The sequence below is a fragment of the Paenibacillus sp. M-152 genome (genome assembly GCF_003856555.1).
GTDB lineage: Bacteria > Bacillota > Bacilli > Paenibacillales > Paenibacillaceae > Paenibacillus > Paenibacillus polymyxa_C.
Genome location: NZ_CP034141.1, coordinates 1,507,283 through 1,527,178, shown reverse-complemented (window position 1 = coordinate 1,527,178; position 19,896 = coordinate 1,507,283). Strand labels below are relative to the sequence as shown.

Here is a 19,896-nt window from a genome sequence, read left to right as displayed (position 1 = left end):
ATGGAAAACCGGAGTCTCCGATATGATTCGGAGATTCCGGCTTTTTTTATACCCTCACAAAATGTCATATAGCTTTATTTATAGCACTATGCCTGTGCATCTGCGGGAGGTTTCATGGTCAGACCTACCCTGCCTTTTTTCAAATCAACATTCAACACCCACACCGTTACGTTATCACCAACAGATACAACATCCATCGGATGCTTAACAAAACCACTGCGCAGCTGTGAAATATGAACCAGACCGTCACTTTTAATACCGATATCAACAAACGCACCAAAATCAATGACATTGCGGACAGTTCCTTGAAGTTCCATACCCGGTGCCAGATCCTCGATCTTCAACACGTCCTTGCGGAATACAGGCAATGGCAGCTCGTCACGCGGGTCACGCCCCGGCCGCTGGAGGCTGTCCAAAATATCCCGCAATGTTGGCACACCAACTTCCAGCTTCGCTGCCAACTGCTCAATATTAGACACATTCAGCGCTTCTGTCGCAGCTTTCGAACCCAGATCATGGGCACTGATGCCCAGTTCCGCCAGCAGGCGGTCTACGACAGCATACGATTCAGGGTGGATCGGCGTGCGATCCAGTGGATTTTCGCCACCTGGTATACGGATAAAACCAATGGATTGCTCGTAGGTTTTTGCACCAAGACGCGGCACCTTCTGCAACTGACGACGGTTGCTGAATTTACCGTTTTCCTCACGGTACTTAACGATGTTTTTAGCAATGGTCGCGTTGATCCCTGCTACGTAGGACAGCAGCGCCGAGGAAGCTGTGTTCACATCCACACCAACGTGGTTAACAGCCGATTCTACAACGTCCTTCAAACTTTCATCCAGATGTTTCTGCGACACATCATGCTGGTATTGGCCTACACCAATGGCTTTCGGCTCAATTTTGACAAGCTCAGCCAGCGGGTCCTGCACACGACGCGCAATAGACGCCGCACTTCGCTCAGCTACGTCCAAATCAGGGAATTCTTCCTGTGCCAACTTGGAGGCAGAGTATACGCTCGCACCTGCCTCATTGACGATCAGATACGCGAGGCTGCTGTCACCAATATCCGCGATAACTTCGGCTACGAATTGCTCTGTCTCACGTGATGCAGTTCCGTTACCAATGACAATCAACTCGATATCGTATTTGGCAATCAGCTGCTTGAACGTTTCTGCAGCCTCACGTTTCTTGTTGTTTGGCGGTGTCGGATACGTCACAGCCACTTCCAGCAGCTTGCCTGTGTCATCGACAACAGCCAGCTTGCAGCCTGTCCGATAGGCTGGATCGACTCCAAGCACACGACGCCCCTTAATCGGAGCCTGTAGCAACAGGCTGCGCAAATTGCCTGCAAAGATAGAGATGGCCTGCTGCTCGCCCTTCTCTGTCATTTCAGCACGCACTTCACGTTCGATAGATGGCGCGATAAGCCTTTTGTATGCATCCTCAATGACACTGCGCAGCAGGTCTTCCACCACAGACGATCCTTTAATCACTTGACCTGCCACATAATTGTAAATGGAATCTGGCGCTACCTCCAAGCCAACCTTAAGAATGCCTTCCCGCTCCCCGCGATTAATCGCCAGAATACGGTGAGGTGGCATTTTCTTAGCCAGCTCACGATAGCTGTAGTAATTTTCATACACAGACTCTTGCTCGGTGTCCTTTGCTTCAGAGGTCAACATTCCATGATCCAGTGTATATCGGCGCACCCATTGGCGAATAGCCGCATCATCAGCTATATTTTCGGCCAAAATATCCATGGCTCCTTGGATGGCAGACTCAGGGGTTTCGACTCCCAGCTCAGCATTCACATAGGATTCAGCTTCTTTCAAAGCATCACCCTGCTTCGGCTGACCCCAAATCCAGATGGACAGCGGCTCCAACCCCCGTTCCTTTGCCACACTGGCGCGAGTCTTGCGCTTTTGCCGATATGGACGGTACAGATCCTCCACTTCCTGAAGCTTAGCCGCAGAAGTGATAGCAGCCTGCAGCTCTTCAGTCAGCTTGCCCTGTTCATCAATAATGCGGATGACCTCTACCTTACGATCCTCCAGATTACGTAAATACAGCACACGATCTTCAATTTCACGCAGCTGATTTTCATCCAGCTCCCCTGTCATTTCCTTACGATAACGCGCGATAAAAGGAATGGTATTTCCTTCATCCAATAAACTGATCGTTGTCCGGATTTGCTTGAGTGCCAGCGACAGCTCTCTCGCCACTTGTTTGACAATCCGTTCTTGGCGTTCTGCTTCGTTCGGCTCCTGCCCAATTTCCGTCTTCATTTCCTCGTTAGACAAACCTATCCCTTCTTCCTCACAGCTCTTGTCATACATCATGTCTTTTATTATCACAAAAAATGATTCAAAGCGCCAGCAGGTGACGTAAAAGCAAGCCCTACCTGTATTGTTCTTCGGACATGCAAAAGGACAGCGCTAGAGCGCTGTCCTTTCCCGTTTCACTCGTCGTTCCATCATACTAAAAATCAATCAAACCGAGACTGATCTGTAGCGAGTCGCTCACTTTGCGCATGGTTTCTTCATCCAAATGGGTGATTTTGTCGGTAAGCCTTTGCTTGTCGATTGTCCGGATTTGCTCCAGAAGAACAACAGAATCACGATCAAAGCCATGCGTCGCCGCGTCGATTTCCACGTGTGTAGGCAGCTTTGCCTTCTGAATCTGTGCAGTGATGGCTGCTACGATCACGGTAGGGCTAAACCGGTTGCCGATATCATTTTGAATGATCAGCACAGGTCTGACGCCACCTTGCTCGGAACCGACTACGGGTGAAAGGTCTGCAAAAAAAACGTCGCCGCGCTTTACGATCAATATGGATTACACCCCGCTAACTGTACGGCCCAAGGTGCTGTTTGCATCTTCCTCCGCGTGAAAGGCTTCGGATGCCATGGTCAGGTTAATTTTAGCCATTTCCATGTATCCACGCTGCATAGCTTCACGAATGTAACGTTTTTTACGTTCACCTACATAAAGCTTCATTGCCTGCCTGATAAATTCACTGCGGTTGGAATTTTCCATAGCTACGATCCCGTCCACTTCCTTCAAGAGATGATCTGGCAAACTGATCATTATTCTTTTGGTGTTCTGCAAATTGGCCAACTTCTCTTCCACCCCCAAAACCTTGTCGCCATTGTACCATTATAACGTTATTCCCGGTAATTTATTCAAACGGAATATAAGAGAATGTATATGATATTCGTATATCATCTATGCTGCATTCCATTATAAACTACGCAGTTCGTTTTCGTACAGGCGTTTGATCCCCGAAATACAAGTGTCAGCGGAGCCTAATGCGTCTTTTGACAGTTATAGCGCTCTTTTCTTTCCTTTGTACATATTTCGGGACGTTCTACGAAAACTCCTGCTTTTATCCGGTAATTTGCGTTATGAAATTAATTCCAGTGGGTTGGAAGAAGCGAGTTCACCCGAACGACAGGAACATGATCTCGCATGTAAACACGCGGTACCCTGTCTGCGATCATGCAGATCACCTCATAGTGGATCGTACCAAGCTTGGATGCCAGCTCATCCGCCGCAATGATTTCGCCGGACTGCTGGCCGATGAGAACAACCTCTTCGCCGGTTTGGATTTCTTCCGCATCCTCTGCGAAAGATTGTAAGGATACCATACACTGGTCCATGCAGATCGTACCGAGTACAGGGACGCGACGACCGCGTATCAACACTTCAACTTTCCCACTTAGCATGCGAGAATATCCATCCGCATAACCGATTGGCAGTGTGCCGATCCGCTCTTCACTAGAGGTCACATACCGGGTACCATAACTAACTCCCCATCCAGGAGGAAGCGTCTTGGTATAAACCACCGCCGTCTTTAATGACAATACAGGCAACAGTTCAATGACTTGCCGGTTAACCTCATCAGACGGATACAAACCGTATATACTGATGCCAATCCGCACCATATTGGGGGAAAGGGAAGGGGTATCAATGGTGGCCGCGCTGTTGCCCGTATGTATAATGGGAATAGTAATACCTTGTTCCCTTAGCGCATCCGCCACGCCCCGAAACCGATCATATTGTAGCAGTGTATAGCTTTTATCTTCTTCATCCGCGCGGGCAAAATGGGTGTACATGCCTTCCAGCAGCACTTGCTCTAATTTGTGAGCCTGCTGGACAAAAGCCAAAGCCGCTTCTCCAGGCAGCAAACCGAGTCTTCCCATGCCGCTGTCTATTTTGATGTGCACCTTCAACTTGCGTTCGCTTCCTTGGCGATCCAGTCTGCGGATACCCTCCAGCACTTCCTCACTAAACACAGTCAATGAGATATCATGCTCCCAAGCCGTTTGGACAGCTTCAGGTGGGGTATAGCCGAGTACTAGGATCGGCAGTCCAACCCCCGCATGACGAAGCTCAAGAGCCTCATCCAGAAAAGCGACGCTCAAATAATCTGCACCAAGGCGTTCCATTTCCTTTGAAATTTCTACGGCGCCATGTCCGTAGGCATTAGCCTTGACACAGACCAGCATCAGCTTATCCGCAGGCAATGCCTTGCGAAAGGCTTCATAGTTGGCGCCAAGGTGATCCAGGTTGATTTCGGCCCGGGTCGATCTGTATTGTGCTTGCAAAATCCAGTCACCTTCTTCAATTGTTAGCCTGTAACGTAACCTTTTACCATTTGGAGTGTAGCAAAATCCTTGCTTCCAAAGGTTAATGGTAATGTTCAGAGACGTGGCTGTCAATGGCAGGGGGACTTTGCCAGCCTCCTCTACCATCTTTACAATAGAACAGGATATACAAGCGATGCACATCTTAGACTGCGAATGAACAAAAGACGGATACGGGCGGCAGCAGAGCTTTTTACACTCTAGACCGTCTGCATCCGTCTATAAAATTTTATTTACCCGATTGATCCTGTATAGAAGCGGCAATTTGTATCATTTCGCTCACAGGCAGGTCAGCACTGGTGATTCTGAATTCTATTCCATCATTCATCCAGGTCATCGTCTGTTGTTCGCTTCCTGTCAGAACGGCAAAGCTCCCTCCAATATCAACCAGTTCGCCTGCGGAAAGTGCGACCGCCCGATCTTTTGGACGCGCCTCCACAATGGTATAGTTATACGTTCCGCTATACCGCAACATCACTGCATGTGTACCATTATCCTCCAGCTCCGGCGTATCCTTAATCTGTACTCCGGCTGGCGTGTAGGACGGTTCAATCAAGCCGAATTCACCCAATACAGCTTCTGCGGCATCCGTTCCTGCTGAGGTTCCGGTTGCACCATCCGCTGTGCTCGGTGTTTGTTGCTGCGCCTCTGCGTTAGCTGCTGCTTCCGGCTTGGACGTATCGCCTGTGACAGCTCCGTCGCTCTTCGCTTCACCAGACGGTTGCTGAACATCGTTTCCTACGGTTCCCTGCTCTTGTCCAGATCCACTGGATGTCACGCCAGTCGTCCCTTCTAACGTACCGGAAGAATCGGGCAGACCGCTGGAATCGACTGCCCCTGAAGATGGCGGTCCCTCGCTACCAGCACTCGTTTTTCCGGAAGCCATATTCCGTTCCATATCAAAGGAATCTTTGTCAAACTTCGTATCAAAAGCGAATTGATCGAATTTCAGATCGACAACCACCTTGGCATTCGCATCAGATACCTGTACCTGAGTAGGGGCATAGTTATTTTTGGATAGCCAAATCTTTTGCCTTACCAGCGCATGGCTGTTGTAGTTCGCGGCCACATCAAACACATAGGATTTATCATCGGTAGCCAGCTGACGGGAGGCATCACCGATAATGCTGCGAACCAGCGTTTCATATAAATATACCTGACCCTGATTGTTTGGCCAGTCGCTTTTGAAACGGAAACTCTTGTTCAGGCTAGGGGTCAGTACAAATACACCCTCATCATTACGAAGCACAATTTGTGTAACATCCTTTTTCTCGTTCGTCATGGCAATGCGGTAATAGGACGGCTTGCGGTAGGAAATATCGACCTTGTATTCCTGCGGCGTGTCGCCGGTATGCAGCGTCATCAAAGCTGTACCGTGGTAGCTGTTCAGGTCGCTCACCACGTCACTCAAATCTTTAACCACATCGTCTGCGCTCTTCTTGCCGCACCCGGCCAGCAGCAACGTTACACACATGACCATGGCAAGCATCCATGAAATCCGGCGCATGTCATCAACCCCTTCAGCACATGTTTTAAATGAATTAGTACATGTCTATGAAGGACTTGTTCGATTTATGCAGACTGGCATGACAAGCTTGAGCGTATCCTTGTGTAATGCTATAAAATCTTTTGGAGACTAACCATAAATTCATATAGGAAATAAACCGAAAAACCAATCAAAACTACGCCGGCACAGATCGTAACCCACTTGATGGCAGTTCGGTTCATGGCTTTTCGTGTTGTTGCTACGAGGGTCATTAAGCCTAAATCATGGACAAGAATACCAAACAAAATACCTAAACCAACAATCAAAAATTGACTTGTATTTGACCGATCAAACGAACTTGCCAGCACAGTCCCAAAAACACTTACCCAGAACACTAAATTCCCTGGTGAAACAGCTACAAGCAGCCCATTTTTATAGGAAGAAAATAATGACTTTGTCTTTTTCTCTCCTTCTAGCGCAATATCATGATCCGCATTTTTAATGCTGTCGTACCCTACGTAGCACAAAAATATGGCTCCAACCAGCCACATGATCACCTGTACAACAGGTAAGGACAGAACAGAGGCCAGACCAAAATATAAACCAATGATTAATAACAAATCGATGGTCATCCCCCCAAGCCCAACAATCCATCCATGCATGAATCCATTCTTTAGCCCTTGCTTCGTCATTTCAACCGTGATGGTACCTACAGGTAATGCTATTGAGAAACCTAGTAAAACATATGTAATAAACAATGCCATTTCAAAACCCCTTTCAAATGTATAAAAGCGTTATTCTATACCATAAAAAATGACAAATCAATAAAATTTGAAGAATAAAATGAGCTAGTAACACATGAGACTTATTTTGTACAAAATCGGATGCATTGACCAAGTTTGTCCATTGAGTATTGAAGGTTCAGCGCTTATCATTGCTTTTGTGATAATAATTCTCATTTGCAATATTATGAATCATTCTATTATACGGAGGTTGCTATGATCAACAAGAATTCTACGATTAACAAAAAACCTACTCGACAATACACTTCTCTGATCTATCTATTCTCTCTTATGGGGGCATTGCTGCTGGGGTGCGGCGCATCAGACAACAATCAGACTGCAAACAGCAACACAGCAGCATCAACAAAAACATCGGAAGCAGCCACAACTCGCGCCTACACAGACTATAAGGGACATACAGTAGACATTCCCACGACTCCTGGGCGCATTGCTTACTTCGGAGAAAACTATGGGGATCTATTGGTTTTAGGCGTACAGGCTGTTGGTACATCGACTTCTATGATCGAGGGAAAGATATATGAAAAAAAAGTTCAGAATGTATCGGACCTAGGATTTCCCATTGATTTAGAAAAAACATTGGCTCTACAACCAGACCTAATCATCACCGCCGATACAGACGAAAAACAATACGCAGCGTTATCAAAAATTGCACCTACAATTATGTTCGATACCTTCGCTCCGCTGAATGAGCGTTTGGTACATCTCGGAGACATTGTGAACAAGAAAAAGACTGCGGAAGACTGGCTTGTCCAATATAAAATCAAGGAGGCAGAGATGTGGAGCAAACTTCAGGCGAAAGGTGTAAAACCGGGTGAAACAGCTTCGGTCTTTACCTACTATCCCGGTGACCGTTTGTTCGTCATGGCACGGACAGGCTTGTCGCAAATACTGTATGAAAAAAATGGTCTCAAGCCTACTCCCCTTATTCAGAAAGCACTGGATGAGGACAAAGGATTCGTGCAATTATCACAGGAAGTAATCGGACAATACGCTGGAGATCGGATTTTCATACTAAGCACTCCAAGTTCAGAAGCCCAGCAATCCACCGAACAATTAATGAAAAGCAAGCTGTGGCTTCAGCTCCCTGCTGTCAAGCAGGGACATGTGTACATGCAGGACATTGGCAAAACCGAAAGTGATGCTTCTACTCGAGAATGGCTGCTGGAGGAATTGCCCAAGCTCATAAAATAAGATTGGAGAAGCCTATCGCCCTTGTTGATAGGCTTCTTTTTTGTTGAACCTAAAGGAGGTATACTTATTATGCATATATGATAACCATTCTCAATAAAAGGAGTATTACACCGTGAATCAGCCTTCTTCGTCTGTAAATGCACCCCCGCCCAACTCACTGCTTTTTCATTTTAAGGAAATTGTGTTGGCTAGTGAGTCCAGTGATGGACTAACATCTCGTCCAAGTTCAGATCACTGTCTGCTTATGTTCATCGGCGGGGCTGGAAGGGTGGATATTGGCCAAGAACAATATGTATTCCATTCAGGTCATGGGTATTGGTTAACTCCTGGGGAATCCTATCGCATCGCTCCCTTGGAGGGAACTGTACCTGAATACTACAAAATCACGTTCAAGGTCATTGCTATGTCGTTGGAGACACAATCAGACATGACCTTGGCTGAAAACGCAACGGGCATGCCATCCATATATCTTGGCTCCGTCCTGCCAGAACCGCGTGAATACGTCGTTTCCTCTTCCTCCAAGCCTATTCAGTTGGCTGAAGAGTTATTTTATAGCACCCAACAAACAATACAGCCGCATAGCCAAACCTCTGCATTGCGTCAGCAAATCATGTTTCAAGAGCTGCTCTTGCTGTGGCAGGAAGCCCACGTCCCTATTAAGCATAACGAGGGCTTTAATCCGACATTGCCTGCATCGGTGGAAAGCACCCTTACATATATGGAAAAGCACTACGAAAAGCCCATTACCGTCAAGCAGCTTGCCGAACAGGCGAACGTTTCCATATGGCAATACTCCCAGTTGTTTCGCAAAATAACGGGCAAAAAGCCGCTGCATTACCTCACTGAGCTACGCTTGACTCATGCCAAGCGGCTGCTGCTGGAATGCAAACGGCCTTTACGTGAAATTGCCCGTCAGGTGGGTTTCTCTGACGAATATTATTTTAATCGTCGTTTTAGGCAAATGACCGGGGTTCCCCCTGGTCAATATGCGCTTTCCGCTCCCGGTTCTGTGTGCGTTAAGGATTGGACAGGCCACCAAATTCATATCCCGCGCCAAGCGAGCCGTATCATCTATCATGGAGAAACGATGGGCGATCTGCTCGCGTTAGGAGCCAAAGCCATCGGCGGAAGTCTGCGGCTTAGTGAATACAGCGTCTATAAACATCGTCTTGGGAACGTGACTGATGTAGGACTTCCGCTAGATACCCACTTGACCAGCGCTCTTGATCCTGATCTGATTATCATTGCCAACTCGGATGAACAGGAATATGAGCGCGTTGCAAGCATCGCGCCCACCGTCACCTTTAACTCCTTTGCCGCCCTGGAGGAACGGCTGCGTACACTTGGCGCCTGGCTCGGTAAGGAACGAGAGGCCGAACGCTGGTTAGCTACCTTTGCCGCTCGTAATCTGGCAATGTGGAACCAACTCAGTGCGCATATCACAGCCGGAGAAACCGCCTCTGTCTTTATTTTCGATCATGGCGATCGGCTCTTTGTCATGGGCATGTCCGGATTCTCATCAGCCCTCTACCACCCGCACGGCTTCCAACCCGCAGAGCCAATCCGTAAGGTGCTCGACGAGGGACTAGGCTTCGCAGAAATTGATCCGAATGAATTGCCTGTTTACGCCGGAGACCGCATTTTTATGCTCGTCCCTACAGCACCAGACTCCAAGCATACGCTGGAATGCATGCTCAACAGCCCTCTCTGGCTCAGCCTCCCTGCTGTACGTCAAGGCCGGGTATATTTCGTAGAAGCAGACCGCTGGAACTGGAGCGATGCCATGACTCGGCAAAAGCTGCTCACTGCACTGCCCAAACTGCTCGTTCATTGATACTGAAATGCTGCTATTTTTTCTAAAAAATGCTACATGAGTCCTTGAATACTCCCATCTGCCTCCAGCGACATATGCTCAGCTGCTGGAGATTTGGGCAGTCCTGGCATCGTCATGGTATTACCTGTTTCCACGACTACAAAGCCTGCGCCTGCAGACAATGATACGCTGGACACGTGAATGGTGAACCCCTCTGGCGCACCTAGCAAGGAAGGTTGATCTGAGAAAGAATACGGCGTTTTGGCCATGCATACAGGCAGTTGTCCAAAACCAAGCTGCTCCATACCCGCCAACGCCCGTTTGGCCGCAGGCGTGTAAGCCACCTCTGCCGCACCGTAAAGCTCCTTGGCAATGACACTAATTTTCGCTTGTAAATCAAGCGTATGATCATATAGCGGTGCAAAATGGGCTTTGTCCTCCTGGAGTAAGTTCAGCAGGCTTTGGGCCAATTTTTCTCCCCCTTGGCTTCCGTGCGCCCATACTTGTGAAAGCTCTGCGGGTACACCCAGCTTGCGGCATTCCGAGAAAATCAAATCCAACTCGGCTTCGCTGTCTGTTACAAAATGGTTAATCGCCACCAGTACAGGCACACCAAACTTTTGCAAATTCCGTACATGTCGGCTCATATTGGCTAATCCGAGTTGCAATTGCTCCAGATTTTCCGCATCCAGCTCATGTTTAGCTACACCGCCGTTATATTTCAGCGCTTTGGCGGTTACAACCAGCACAGCCGCATCCGGCTGCAAGCCGGACTGGCGGCACTTGATGTCAAAGAACTTTTCTGCTCCCAGCTCAGCCCCAAATCCCGCCTCTGTGACGACGACCTCTCCCAGCTTCAACGCCAGCTTTGTCCCCATCAGACTGCTACATCCATGGGCAATATTAGCAAAAGGTCCACCATGCACAATAACCGGAGTGCCCTCCAACGTCTGCACCAGATTAGGCTTTAATGCTTCCCGAAGCAGCACAGCCATAGCTTCCACCGCGTGCAGCTCCTCTGCTGTTACCGCCTCACCGGCTTCGTTATAGCCAATTACCATCCGACCCAACCGTACTTTAAGATCGTCCATATTTTCACTTAAGCATAGTACCGCCATGACTTCGGAGGCCGAGGTGATCAGAAAGCCGCTTTCTCTTACCGCTCCATTCCCCGTTCCCAATCCAGTCACAATACTTCGCAAGCTCCGGTCATTCATATCGACAGTCCGTTTCCACACAATTCGGTCTGGCTTCAGCCGCAAAGCATTTCCATGGAACAAATGGTTATCAATCATCGCTGACAGCAAATTATGCGCAGCTGAAATGGCATGGATATCCCCTGTAAAATGCAGATTAATGTCTTCCGCCGGAACAATCTGGGCCTGTCCTCCCCCGGTTGCTCCCCCTTTCATCCCAAAGCAAGGCCCAAGAGACGGCTCACGCAGTGCAGCAACGGTTTTATGCCCCATCGTATTTAGGGCCTGTGCCAGCCCGATGGTTGTCAGTGTTTTTCCTTCTCCAGCCGGAGTGGGATTCATCGCCGTAACCAGCACCAGCTTTCCATTCGGGCGATCCTTTAACTGCTCCCATAGAGATGGATTCAGCTTCGCTTTATATTTGCCATACGTCTCCAGATGCTCTTCTTCAATTCCTGCTTCTTTGGCAACATCAATAATCCTCTTCATCCTTCGTTATGTACCCCCCGTTTTATAAGTCTGAACAATGGTGTCAAACCCTTTATCATTTCATTCTACCAAAGTGTACCGTTTATTGCGCTATGATTCATTTCATCGCAAGCATTGCTATCCTGTGAGTTATAAAAAAAGGCATCCCCTGCCCGCATGAACTTTGAGGATACTCTTTTGGCATGTCCTAATCAGCATAAATCCTCTAAAAGTCAGGACAGCTTGGGACTACAAACCATCCATATGTAAACGCTCAACTACTCTCTACTTTATAATGCTTTTCTAGCAGTTCCTTAAAAACATCAATCGGGTACTTGTATTGATCCGTTTTGAACACAATTCGGTTATTCCATTGATTCTTTTCCAGCTCGCATCCATGCTCCATATCCAGTTCCTTCATAATAAATATAATCTCATCTAAGGTTACCATCACACTATGTCTGTTCGTCGTAGTCGCCAGCATCTGCTCGCCTTCCTGTATGTATGCCTTAACGATCTGTTCATCAAACCCTTCGCTGATCATTAATTCCTTCAAGGTTTGTACAAAAAGAGCTGGCAGATTTTTGTACTGCGATTTTTTAATTCCAAACAGCGTGACGCTTAAGCGGGAAATATCATGCATAAACACAATATTTTTTCTGCGATTTAGTAAGAACAATCTGGCATGCCAACTATTCAAAGGCGGATAAATATCAACTTGAAGTGGTTCAGTCTCCCATTCCTTCAGCAGTTTTTCTGTTCCCCGTATAACAAACATCATTGCTCTCCTTTATTGACGGTCCTGTACCGTAGCTCGTGATCTGGCATACCTAGTCTCTCACATCAGGCATACCCTGGATATTATAACTCCGTATTCCAAACATCGGATTATAGACTATTTCAGTATGATATAGGAAGGCGGTGAATTTCCAGTAGCTTAATTACATCTTACGCTGGGGATGGAGAAAAAAATCTACTTGAGTGCCTTCAGGTTGAGAATATTAATAGTAACTTTGGAGAAAGCCTTGCCTCTACAAGGTTTCCACTTTTATCTAAAAAAGAATAGTTAATTCTAACTGAGAAAAGAATGTAGTAGAGTTAGGTCACATGTCAGCAGATTAACTGCTTCAAGCCAAAATCATAAGAAAATCTGTATTAAAAAGCTGACTTCACGGGGTAAGAAGTCAGCTTTTTACAATTTAGGCCAAAGCCTTTTCTAATTATTCACAAATGTATTGCGGTTTAAATAGAGTTTTTTATTCTTGCCTACTAACTATACTTTTAATATTTTCTTTAAATGTACTTAGTTTTTGCCCATCAATATATGGATTGTTTTCTGCGTCAATACTATTAAGACTAGCTTGTTCTTTTAACGCCTGATTGACCGCATAAACGTTTCCGTTTTTAATGTCAAATTTACCTTGATATTCACCAGCCACAAAGTAAATTGGATTAATTTTAGGATCTTGTCCCTTTTTCAAAAATAAAACGAGTTCATCGCCTTGCTTAAGGTAGGGATTGTCTGTTTTTATTCCTAATTGGGTAATAACAATATTTTCTTCTGATTCTGTTCCTTATTAATAAAGTTCATTAATACCAAACACATCTTCGCTAGGCTGTGGAGTGTAAATTCCCCAATTATCATAGCATTGTGGTGTAGTTGGATACATCAAGCATTTACTAAAGTCTTCATCTAGTCCTAAGACATGTCCTAGCTTATGAGCAGCTACTGATTGTGCTTCTGAGAAGAATAACAACTAACATTATTGGACTGAGCAGAAAGATTCTGAAAACAAGAACTTGATTGAATTGGGCTGCGAGTTAGCAGAAGCATAGGACCATGCAAAAAACCGAAAGACCTTCCTACATAGGAAGGTCTTCATAGGCCCTCTCGTACCCTGCCGGATCGGCAGATTGTATAAAAGGGGGCGGTGGATACGATTTTAACCTAACGTTTTTTCTCCTTACAAAAACAGCATTTTATTTACTGATTTTCTCTATCACTTCAAGTTCTTGCGTGGAATAATATTTCTTATCATCTTCTGTTAAGTAAAATGCTTTTGGTTCCTCTGAAACTCTTAACACAATAGATCGAAAATCATGCTCGTGAAATTGAGTATAATTTTTATTATAAAAATAATCACTCTGTCTTAAATCGTGATTGATATGATATGGGTATAATTCGTGTTCCTTTTTACTGATTTTCTCTATCACTTCAAGTTCTTGCGTGGAATAATATTTCTTATCATCTTCTGTTAAGTAAAATGCTTCTGGTTCCTCTGAAACTCTTAACACAATAGATTGAAAATCATGCTCGTGAAATTGAGTATAATTTTTATTATAAAAATAATCACTCTGTCTTAAATCGTGATTGATATGATATGGGTATAATCCGTGTTCCTTAGAAGCAAACCAAACGTTTTCCAACGTCATGCCCTTTTTTGTAGCTTGTCCATTTTGTTCTTTTTCCGTTTTCATTTGATCCTTCATATCCATTCCTAACACTCTCCTATTCTAAGCTATCGTCTATTCCTTTGGACTATTTCCCGAGCTTGGTCAATCGTGTAACCCTTACGAATATAATAATTCTCTTCCACATACTCCATGTGTCGATCAACCTTTTCTGGCATTGTTTCAGGACTCCAACCTTCTTGGATAGCTCTTCGAAGAAAATTTAACGGTGACTTAACTGGACGTGGTGACTGTCTCATAATAAGTAATAATTCCAATACTCGTTCAAAAGGTAACGGTCTTAGTCGTCCGTCTATTTGCTTGCTTAAAAGTTACATTTACGTATACGTAAATGTAATCGTATATGTATAAGTAAATGTTTATAATTTGAGAAACAGACCGCCCCAGGTCAAAGGATGCGGTCTGCCCCATAAAGCCCACCTTGTAAGCCGCCGCCTTTATTTAAAGCGACTGCCCGAGAGCCGTGTTACCAGCACGGTCCTCCTGAAACAAGTATAACACCTTGCTCAAATGGAATAAATGCCTTTTGTGGGCGTTCATTTCAAATAAGGATTTGGATGAAATAGGTTTTGCATACACGCCCTAATAAAAGAGGCTATCTGCGATCCACGCAGATTGTGTTACGAACCCTATCCCAAGTATCAGGAAGAAACTGTTTACATATAATTGACTTAGCTAAATACCATCAATTAAGCATTGGTTTGATCCAATGTTTCAATAGAAGTAAAGCTATTCAGAATCTCTTTAGCTATCAGCAATCCAAAGCAGAAAACAATCTCTTATAAAATTGTTACAAAAGTAGGACGCTTACCATGGTACAGCTGATTTTTCAAGAAATATAGCTAGCCTCCAAACAAGATGATGGACACAGGATAACTATTTTAGGTTTTTCAACTTTTCATCATGTTGGAGAGCTTGGAAACAAACAGCCTTTAACGCTCCTCCAAAAATTCCCCTATTCAAATTCGTTGGATATTTTTTATGGAAATCCCCTCCACCACTCTATATAATTCAGATACAGTTCGCCACACGAGCTAATCTAAAAATTAGGGGTGTTCCACACCTATGCCACAGCATATTTTACTTATTGAAGACGATCTATCTATTGCTGAAATGCTGCTTAAAGCACTCACCAAGGAGGGCTACAATTTAACCACCGCCTCTGACGGGGAAGAAGGGCTTAATGCCTTTGAACGTCATACTTACGATCTGATCCTCGTGGATTTGATGATGCCGAAGGTTGACGGTATGGAGGTAATCCGGCAAATTCGTACCCGCAGCGCCGTGCCGATTCTGATTATGTCGGCTAAGGACAGCGATGTGGATAAAGCGCTTGGACTAGGCTTCGGGGCAGACGATTATGTTGCCAAACCTTTTTCAATGCTTGAGATGACAGCTCGTATTCAGTCCGCAATCCGCAGATCGACTACATATGCCCGTCTGCAACAGCAGGAGGAACAGCCGCAAGCACAAGTTTTGACCTATGGAAATCTACGCATTGATTTTGATCATTTTACAGTCATACGCGATGGAAATGAAATTCAGCTAACAGCCAAAGAATCCGATATTCTGAAGCTGTTTGCATCCAATCCGAACCGGGTATTTACGAAAGCTCAATTATACGGGTTTATTTGGAAAGACGATTATATGGGTGATGAGAATGTGATTAACGTCCATATTCGCCGCCTACGTGAAAAAATTGAAGAAGATCCCTCTCACCCTGTCCATATTAAAACGCTGTGGGGCATCGGCTACAAATGGGAGAATGGCTGATATGATCATCGAAACTATTTTTGAATGGATTGTCATCCTCATAATGTCCGTCGTTATCCTATGGCTTTGGCGGGAACGTGTAGCCCATAAGCGTAAAATCAAGAATGTCCGAACCCTACTTGAGCGGATCGTGACCGTGAATCATGCGGAAAAGCTGCTATATGTTACAGGTGACGTGGAACTGCAGCGACTCATGACGGAAATCAACCGGCTACTAGACTTAAATTTGAGGGTATCAGCCGATTACAACCGAAGCCAAATCGCTATGCGAAAAATGATTTCAAATATTTCTCACGATCTCAAGACCCCGCTTACCGTTGTGCTTGGATATGCCGAGATGCTGGATGACGATCCAGATATTTCGCCAGAAGAACGTATAAAGCTGCTATCCAGAATTCATCAAAAGACAAGCGAAGCAATTGAGATGATCGGAAGTTTTTTTAGTTTGGCGAAGCTGGAAGCTAACGATACTGACATTCAACTGACCCGACTGGAGATAGGAGAACTATGCAGACGCAGCATTTTGGAGTTTTATGATCTGCTGACGGCTCAGGGTTTTACGGTACATATTGATATCCCGGAGCATCCTATACATACCTTGGGGAACGAAGGAGCCATTGGGCGGGTGCTGAGCAATCTGATTTCGAATGCCATTCGCTACGGGGCAGAGGGTCGAACGCTAGGCCTGACGCTGTCAGAACAGCAGGATACGGTGCGTATAGAGGTGTGGGATCGTGGAAAAGGCATACAGGAGCCGGAGCAGGATAAGGTTTTTGAACGCATGTACACACTTGAGGATTCCCGTAATAAGGCGGTACAGGGCAGTGGACTGGGTCTTACGATTGCCAAGCGCCTGGTTGAATGCATGAATGGAGAGATGCAATTGACCAGCAAGCCTTATGAGCAGACCGTCTTCTCTTTTACCTTGAAGAAGATCAACTATTAAGCGAGCTGCTCAACTTAATAAATTTGTAAGGATTACGAAAGAAAAATGAACATTTCGCCCTTTATTCTTGAATTATCAACAGCACACGAAGGGAGAACACCCATGACTTACATATTACGTACACATCAGCTGACCAAAGCCATGAAGGGCAATGAAATTGTAGCAGGGGTCAGTATGAATGTGCGCAAGGGGGAAACCTATGGCTTTCTCGGTCCCAATGGAGCGGGCAAGACGACGGTGATGAAAATGATTACCAACCTGCTCAAGCCAACATCGGGCGAGATTGAACTGTTCGGTGAAAAGCTAACGCCACAGTCTTATCATCTGCTCGGACGGATGGGTTCGATTATTGAATATCCGATTTTTTATGACAGGCTGACTGCTCAGCAAAATCTCGAACTTCATTGTGAATACATGGGCTATTATAATAAGCAGGCTGTCCGGGATGCACTGGAATTAGTGAACTTGCGGAATGCAGATGACAAGCCGGTAAAAGACTTTTCACTAGGAATGAAGCAGCGTCTCGGGATTGCCCGAGCCATTGCGACCAAGCCGGAGCTACTCATTTTAGATGAACCGATTAACGGTCTGGACCCAGTGGGAATCAAGGAAATTCGGCAGTTATTCCATATGCTATGCAAGGAATATGGGATGACGCTGCTCGTGTCCAGTCATTTATTAGCGGAAATTGAGCAGATTGCGGATACAATAGGCGTGATTAATCACGGACGGCTGATTGAGGAAGTTTCGATGGAACAGGTACGGGATACCAATACGGAATATATCGAATTTACGACCAACGATTGCAAAAAAGCAGCCTACATCCTCTCCCACCATCTGAGTCTGAATAATATAAGGGTGCTTAATGAACAGAGTATACGTATTTACGATACTAGTGTACCGCAGAAGCAAATTACGAAAACGCTCATTTTAAATGATGTAGAGGTCGATTCCATTCATCAGAAGAGCAGTACGCTGGAAGACTACTTTTTACGTCTGTTACATGGAGGGGATCACCATGCTTAAATTGATACAGTTGGAGATGAAAAAGCTTCATCTGGTGGGTTATATCCGTTCAGTGCTGATCGCCAACGCTTGCATTCTAGGGTTGCTCAGTACTATTGCACTGGACAGCCAAAATGAAGGAGTACCCGAATTTACACAGTACGCTCAGCTTCTCGATCTTATGGACAATATGGTGAGGGCAACGTTTATTGTATTTGCCTCCGTTCTACTGTGCCGTTTTATCGTAGGAGAATTTAAATCCAAATCGATTACAATCTTGTTCATGTATCCGATTCATCGTCAAAAGCTAATGATCGCCAAGCTCTTGATTGTGCTGCTGTTTACATTCTTGTCTATTGTAATCTCGGAAATCATCATTACGGCTGCGATCCATTTGCTCAACCAGTTTGTCATAATTGTACCGGATAAGCTCACTCTTTCCATACTAGCCGAGCAATCAGCGCGCACGCTAATCAATGCCGTTGCCGCCAGTTTTATGGGATTGGTTCCGCTGTATATGGGAATGCGAAGATACTCTGTACCCACGACCATTGTGACCTCGATTCTGATTGTAGCATTGCTTTTCTCCAATAATAACGGTGCTACCCTTAGCTCCATTGCCCCCGTGCAAATCAGCTTCTCTGTGCTGGGAATGCTTGTGGCTTATGCGGCAATTCGGCGCATTGAGTATAAGGATATTGCCTAGTAATAAGGATTAAACATAGAACGCTTTCATAAAAAGGTGAAAATCCTTGCTTGATATACACACATTTTTCACTGGACTTCATTCCAAAACAGGTATATCCTATAGGAGAAATTAAAAAACGGAATAAGGATCTTCGGGGTAGGGTGAGATTCCCAACCGGCGGTATGGCTCATGGAGCTAAGCCCGCGACTCTGTATCTGGCAACAAGATACGGACTGATTTGGTGAGATGCCAAAGCCGACGGTAAAGTCCGGATGGAAGAAGATCGAAATATGAACATGCCGCAAAGTCGATGAATACTGCATTATGGTTGTGCAGTGACTTCATTTAACTTGCATCAAACGGCAAGTTTATTTGATCAACCCCCGTCTTGCATGGCCTTCGCCATGGACGGGGGTTTTTGTGCCACCGGTCCTGTATTCGCAAGGAGCTAAATAAGTATGAGTCAATCATCAACTGTACTAACATCCAAGGATTTTGATCGTAGCTCCCACATGAAAAGCGGTTTTTGGCTAGTCGCGATTGGAGCGGCCTTGTGGGGCGCAGACCCGCTGTTTCGTATTATTTTGTTAAAATCATTTACCTCAGCACAAATCGTACTGATGGAGCATGCGCTACTCTTTATCGCTCTGACGCCGATGCTGTGGAAGCATCGCGAGGAGCTTAAAACGATACGATTTCGTCAGGTTTTCGCTATTTTGTTTGTCTCATGGGGTGGCTCGGCACTGGCCAGTGTGATTTTCACCATGGCACTCAGCAACGGTGATCTGAATGCCGTACTTTTACTTCAGAAGCTTCAACCTTTGGTTGCTATTATTCTGGCCCGCGTGATATTGAAGGAAATGTTACCGCGTCATTTTGGAATATTAATTATCATCGCTCTGTTCGGGACGTATCTTCTGACCTTCGGTTGGTCGCTTCCCTTTGGACATGTTCATGATTTTGTTCAAGTTGGTAGTCTGCTTGCACTGGGTGCAGCGATTCTGTGGGGCGGTTCGACCGTTATGGGCAGCTACTTGCTCCGTTCGATGAAATATGAAACGGTAACCTCCCTTCGCTTCATGGTGGCGCTCCCTCTGCTCATTGTTCTCACCTCTGTGGAGCATGCTCCGTGGAATATGCCTACAGGTACATGGGCGGGCGCAGCTGTAATTATCAACTTGCTGCTGCAGGCATTGCTTCCGGGTCTTCTCAGCTTATTACTGTATTACAAAGGCTTAAGTACAACCAAAGCTTCTTATGCTACGATGGCAGAATTGAGCTTTCCTATGGTAGGTGTTGTGATTAACTGGATCGCTTTCCAACAAATCGTTACCGTAGCGCAATTAACTGGTTTTATGCTTATCTGGGTTACACTCTTTATAATTTCTCGTCAGCAAAAAAATTAA

General features: G+C 45.5%; 18 protein-coding genes and 1 riboswitch. Of the genes, 7 read left to right on the top strand and 11 right to left on the bottom strand.

The features are described 5' to 3' along the window. Positions 1-86: 86 nt before the first annotated feature. The 6 genes from EGM68_RS06780 to EGM68_RS06755 all read right to left on the bottom strand — a co-directional run bounded on the left by EGM68_RS06780 (position 87) and on the right by EGM68_RS06755 (position 6,899). Positions 87-2,303 carry a Tex family protein gene (locus tag EGM68_RS06780; RefSeq protein ID WP_206099045.1) on the bottom strand — a complete coding sequence of 739 codons (2,217 nt, stop codon included), beginning with the start codon at positions 2,301-2,303 and terminating at the stop codon, positions 87-89. Positions 2,304-2,481: 178 nt separating this feature from the next. After that, on the bottom strand, positions 2,482-2,832 hold the full coding sequence (locus EGM68_RS06775; protein WP_007429335.1) for a type II toxin-antitoxin system PemK/MazF family toxin: 351 nt from the start codon (positions 2,830-2,832) through the stop codon (positions 2,482-2,484). 6 nt (positions 2,833-2,838) lie between these two features. Next, positions 2,839-3,120 (bottom strand): CopG family ribbon-helix-helix protein, encoded by a 282-nt coding sequence (locus EGM68_RS06770; protein WP_129548890.1) that lies wholly within the window; start codon positions 3,118-3,120, stop codon positions 2,839-2,841. Positions 3,121-3,413: 293 nt separating this feature from the next. After that, positions 3,414-4,610 carry an alanine racemase gene (gene alr / locus EGM68_RS06765; protein WP_129548889.1) on the bottom strand — a complete coding sequence of 399 codons (1,197 nt, stop codon included), beginning with the start codon at positions 4,608-4,610 and terminating at the stop codon, positions 3,414-3,416. Positions 4,611-4,878: 268 nt separating this feature from the next. Beyond that, positions 4,879-6,156 carry an outer membrane lipoprotein-sorting protein gene (locus tag EGM68_RS06760; RefSeq protein ID WP_019686558.1) on the bottom strand — a complete coding sequence of 426 codons (1,278 nt, stop codon included), beginning with the start codon at positions 6,154-6,156 and terminating at the stop codon, positions 4,879-4,881. Positions 6,157-6,266: 110 nt separating this feature from the next. Further along, positions 6,267-6,899, bottom strand: a complete 633-nt coding sequence (locus EGM68_RS06755; protein WP_058712320.1) for a LysE family translocator — start codon at positions 6,897-6,899, stop codon at positions 6,267-6,269. 234 nt (positions 6,900-7,133) lie between these two features. Here EGM68_RS06755 and EGM68_RS06750 point away from each other — a divergent pair, with 234 nt between their 5' ends. Further along, positions 7,134-8,129, top strand: a complete 996-nt coding sequence (locus tag EGM68_RS06750) for an ABC transporter substrate-binding protein (RefSeq protein ID WP_129548888.1) — start codon at positions 7,134-7,136, stop codon at positions 8,127-8,129. Between the two features lie 112 nt (positions 8,130-8,241). Beyond that, on the top strand, positions 8,242-9,963 hold the full coding sequence (locus EGM68_RS06745) for a helix-turn-helix domain-containing protein (protein ID WP_129548887.1): 1,722 nt from the start codon (positions 8,242-8,244) through the stop codon (positions 9,961-9,963). Positions 9,964-9,995: 32 nt separating this feature from the next. Here the strand turns inward: EGM68_RS06745 and EGM68_RS06740 are convergent, their stop codons facing one another. The 5 genes from EGM68_RS06740 to EGM68_RS26000 form a co-directional block, all read right to left on the bottom strand. Continuing rightward, on the bottom strand, positions 9,996-11,627 hold the full coding sequence (locus EGM68_RS06740; RefSeq protein WP_129548886.1) for a formate--tetrahydrofolate ligase: 1,632 nt from the start codon (positions 11,625-11,627) through the stop codon (positions 9,996-9,998). A 253-nt stretch (positions 11,628-11,880) separates the two neighbouring features. Next, a complete protein-coding gene (locus tag EGM68_RS06735) occupies positions 11,881-12,384 on the bottom strand; it encodes a DUF6933 domain-containing protein (protein WP_013369916.1) in 504 nt (167 codons plus the stop codon). A gap of 478 nt (positions 12,385-12,862) precedes the next feature. After that, complete coding sequence (locus EGM68_RS06730) at positions 12,863-13,087, bottom strand: hypothetical protein (RefSeq protein WP_013369915.1); 225 nt, start codon at positions 13,085-13,087, stop codon at positions 12,863-12,865. A gap of 96 nt (positions 13,088-13,183) precedes the next feature. Beyond that, positions 13,184-13,363, bottom strand: a complete 180-nt coding sequence (locus tag EGM68_RS26495; RefSeq protein WP_129548885.1) for a matrixin family metalloprotease — start codon at positions 13,361-13,363, stop codon at positions 13,184-13,186. Between the two features lie 223 nt (positions 13,364-13,586). Next, the gene (locus tag EGM68_RS26000) at positions 13,587-14,102 is read right to left on the bottom strand and encodes a hypothetical protein (RefSeq protein ID WP_240664133.1); all 516 of its coding nucleotides are present in this window, start codon (positions 14,100-14,102) and stop codon (positions 13,587-13,589) included. 1,041 nt (positions 14,103-15,143) lie between these two features. On the opposite strand from EGM68_RS26000, the gene EGM68_RS06710 reads away from it, so the two are divergent. From EGM68_RS06710 to EGM68_RS06690, 5 genes are all read left to right on the top strand, one after another. Further along, positions 15,144-15,851, top strand: coding sequence for a response regulator transcription factor (locus EGM68_RS06710; protein ID WP_058829151.1), 708 nt, complete (start codon positions 15,144-15,146; stop codon positions 15,849-15,851). A gap of 1 nt (position 15,852) precedes the next feature. Beyond that, the gene (locus tag EGM68_RS06705; RefSeq protein ID WP_129548884.1) at positions 15,853-16,797 is read left to right on the top strand and encodes a sensor histidine kinase; all 945 of its coding nucleotides are present in this window, start codon (positions 15,853-15,855) and stop codon (positions 16,795-16,797) included. Positions 16,798-16,899: 102 nt separating this feature from the next. After that, positions 16,900-17,823 carry an ABC transporter ATP-binding protein gene (locus EGM68_RS06700; RefSeq protein ID WP_129548883.1) on the top strand — a complete coding sequence of 308 codons (924 nt, stop codon included), beginning with the start codon at positions 16,900-16,902 and terminating at the stop codon, positions 17,821-17,823. Then, positions 17,816-18,508, top strand: coding sequence for an ABC transporter permease (locus tag EGM68_RS06695; protein ID WP_025679849.1), 693 nt, complete (start codon positions 17,816-17,818; stop codon positions 18,506-18,508). Before EGM68_RS06700 ends, EGM68_RS06695 begins: the two co-directional genes overlap by 8 nt. 125 nt (positions 18,509-18,633) lie before the next feature. After that, positions 18,634-18,778, top strand: a riboswitch (FMN riboswitch). Between the two features lie 170 nt (positions 18,779-18,948). Further along, complete coding sequence (locus EGM68_RS06690; protein WP_129548882.1) at positions 18,949-19,896, top strand: DMT family transporter; 948 nt, start codon at positions 18,949-18,951, stop codon at positions 19,894-19,896.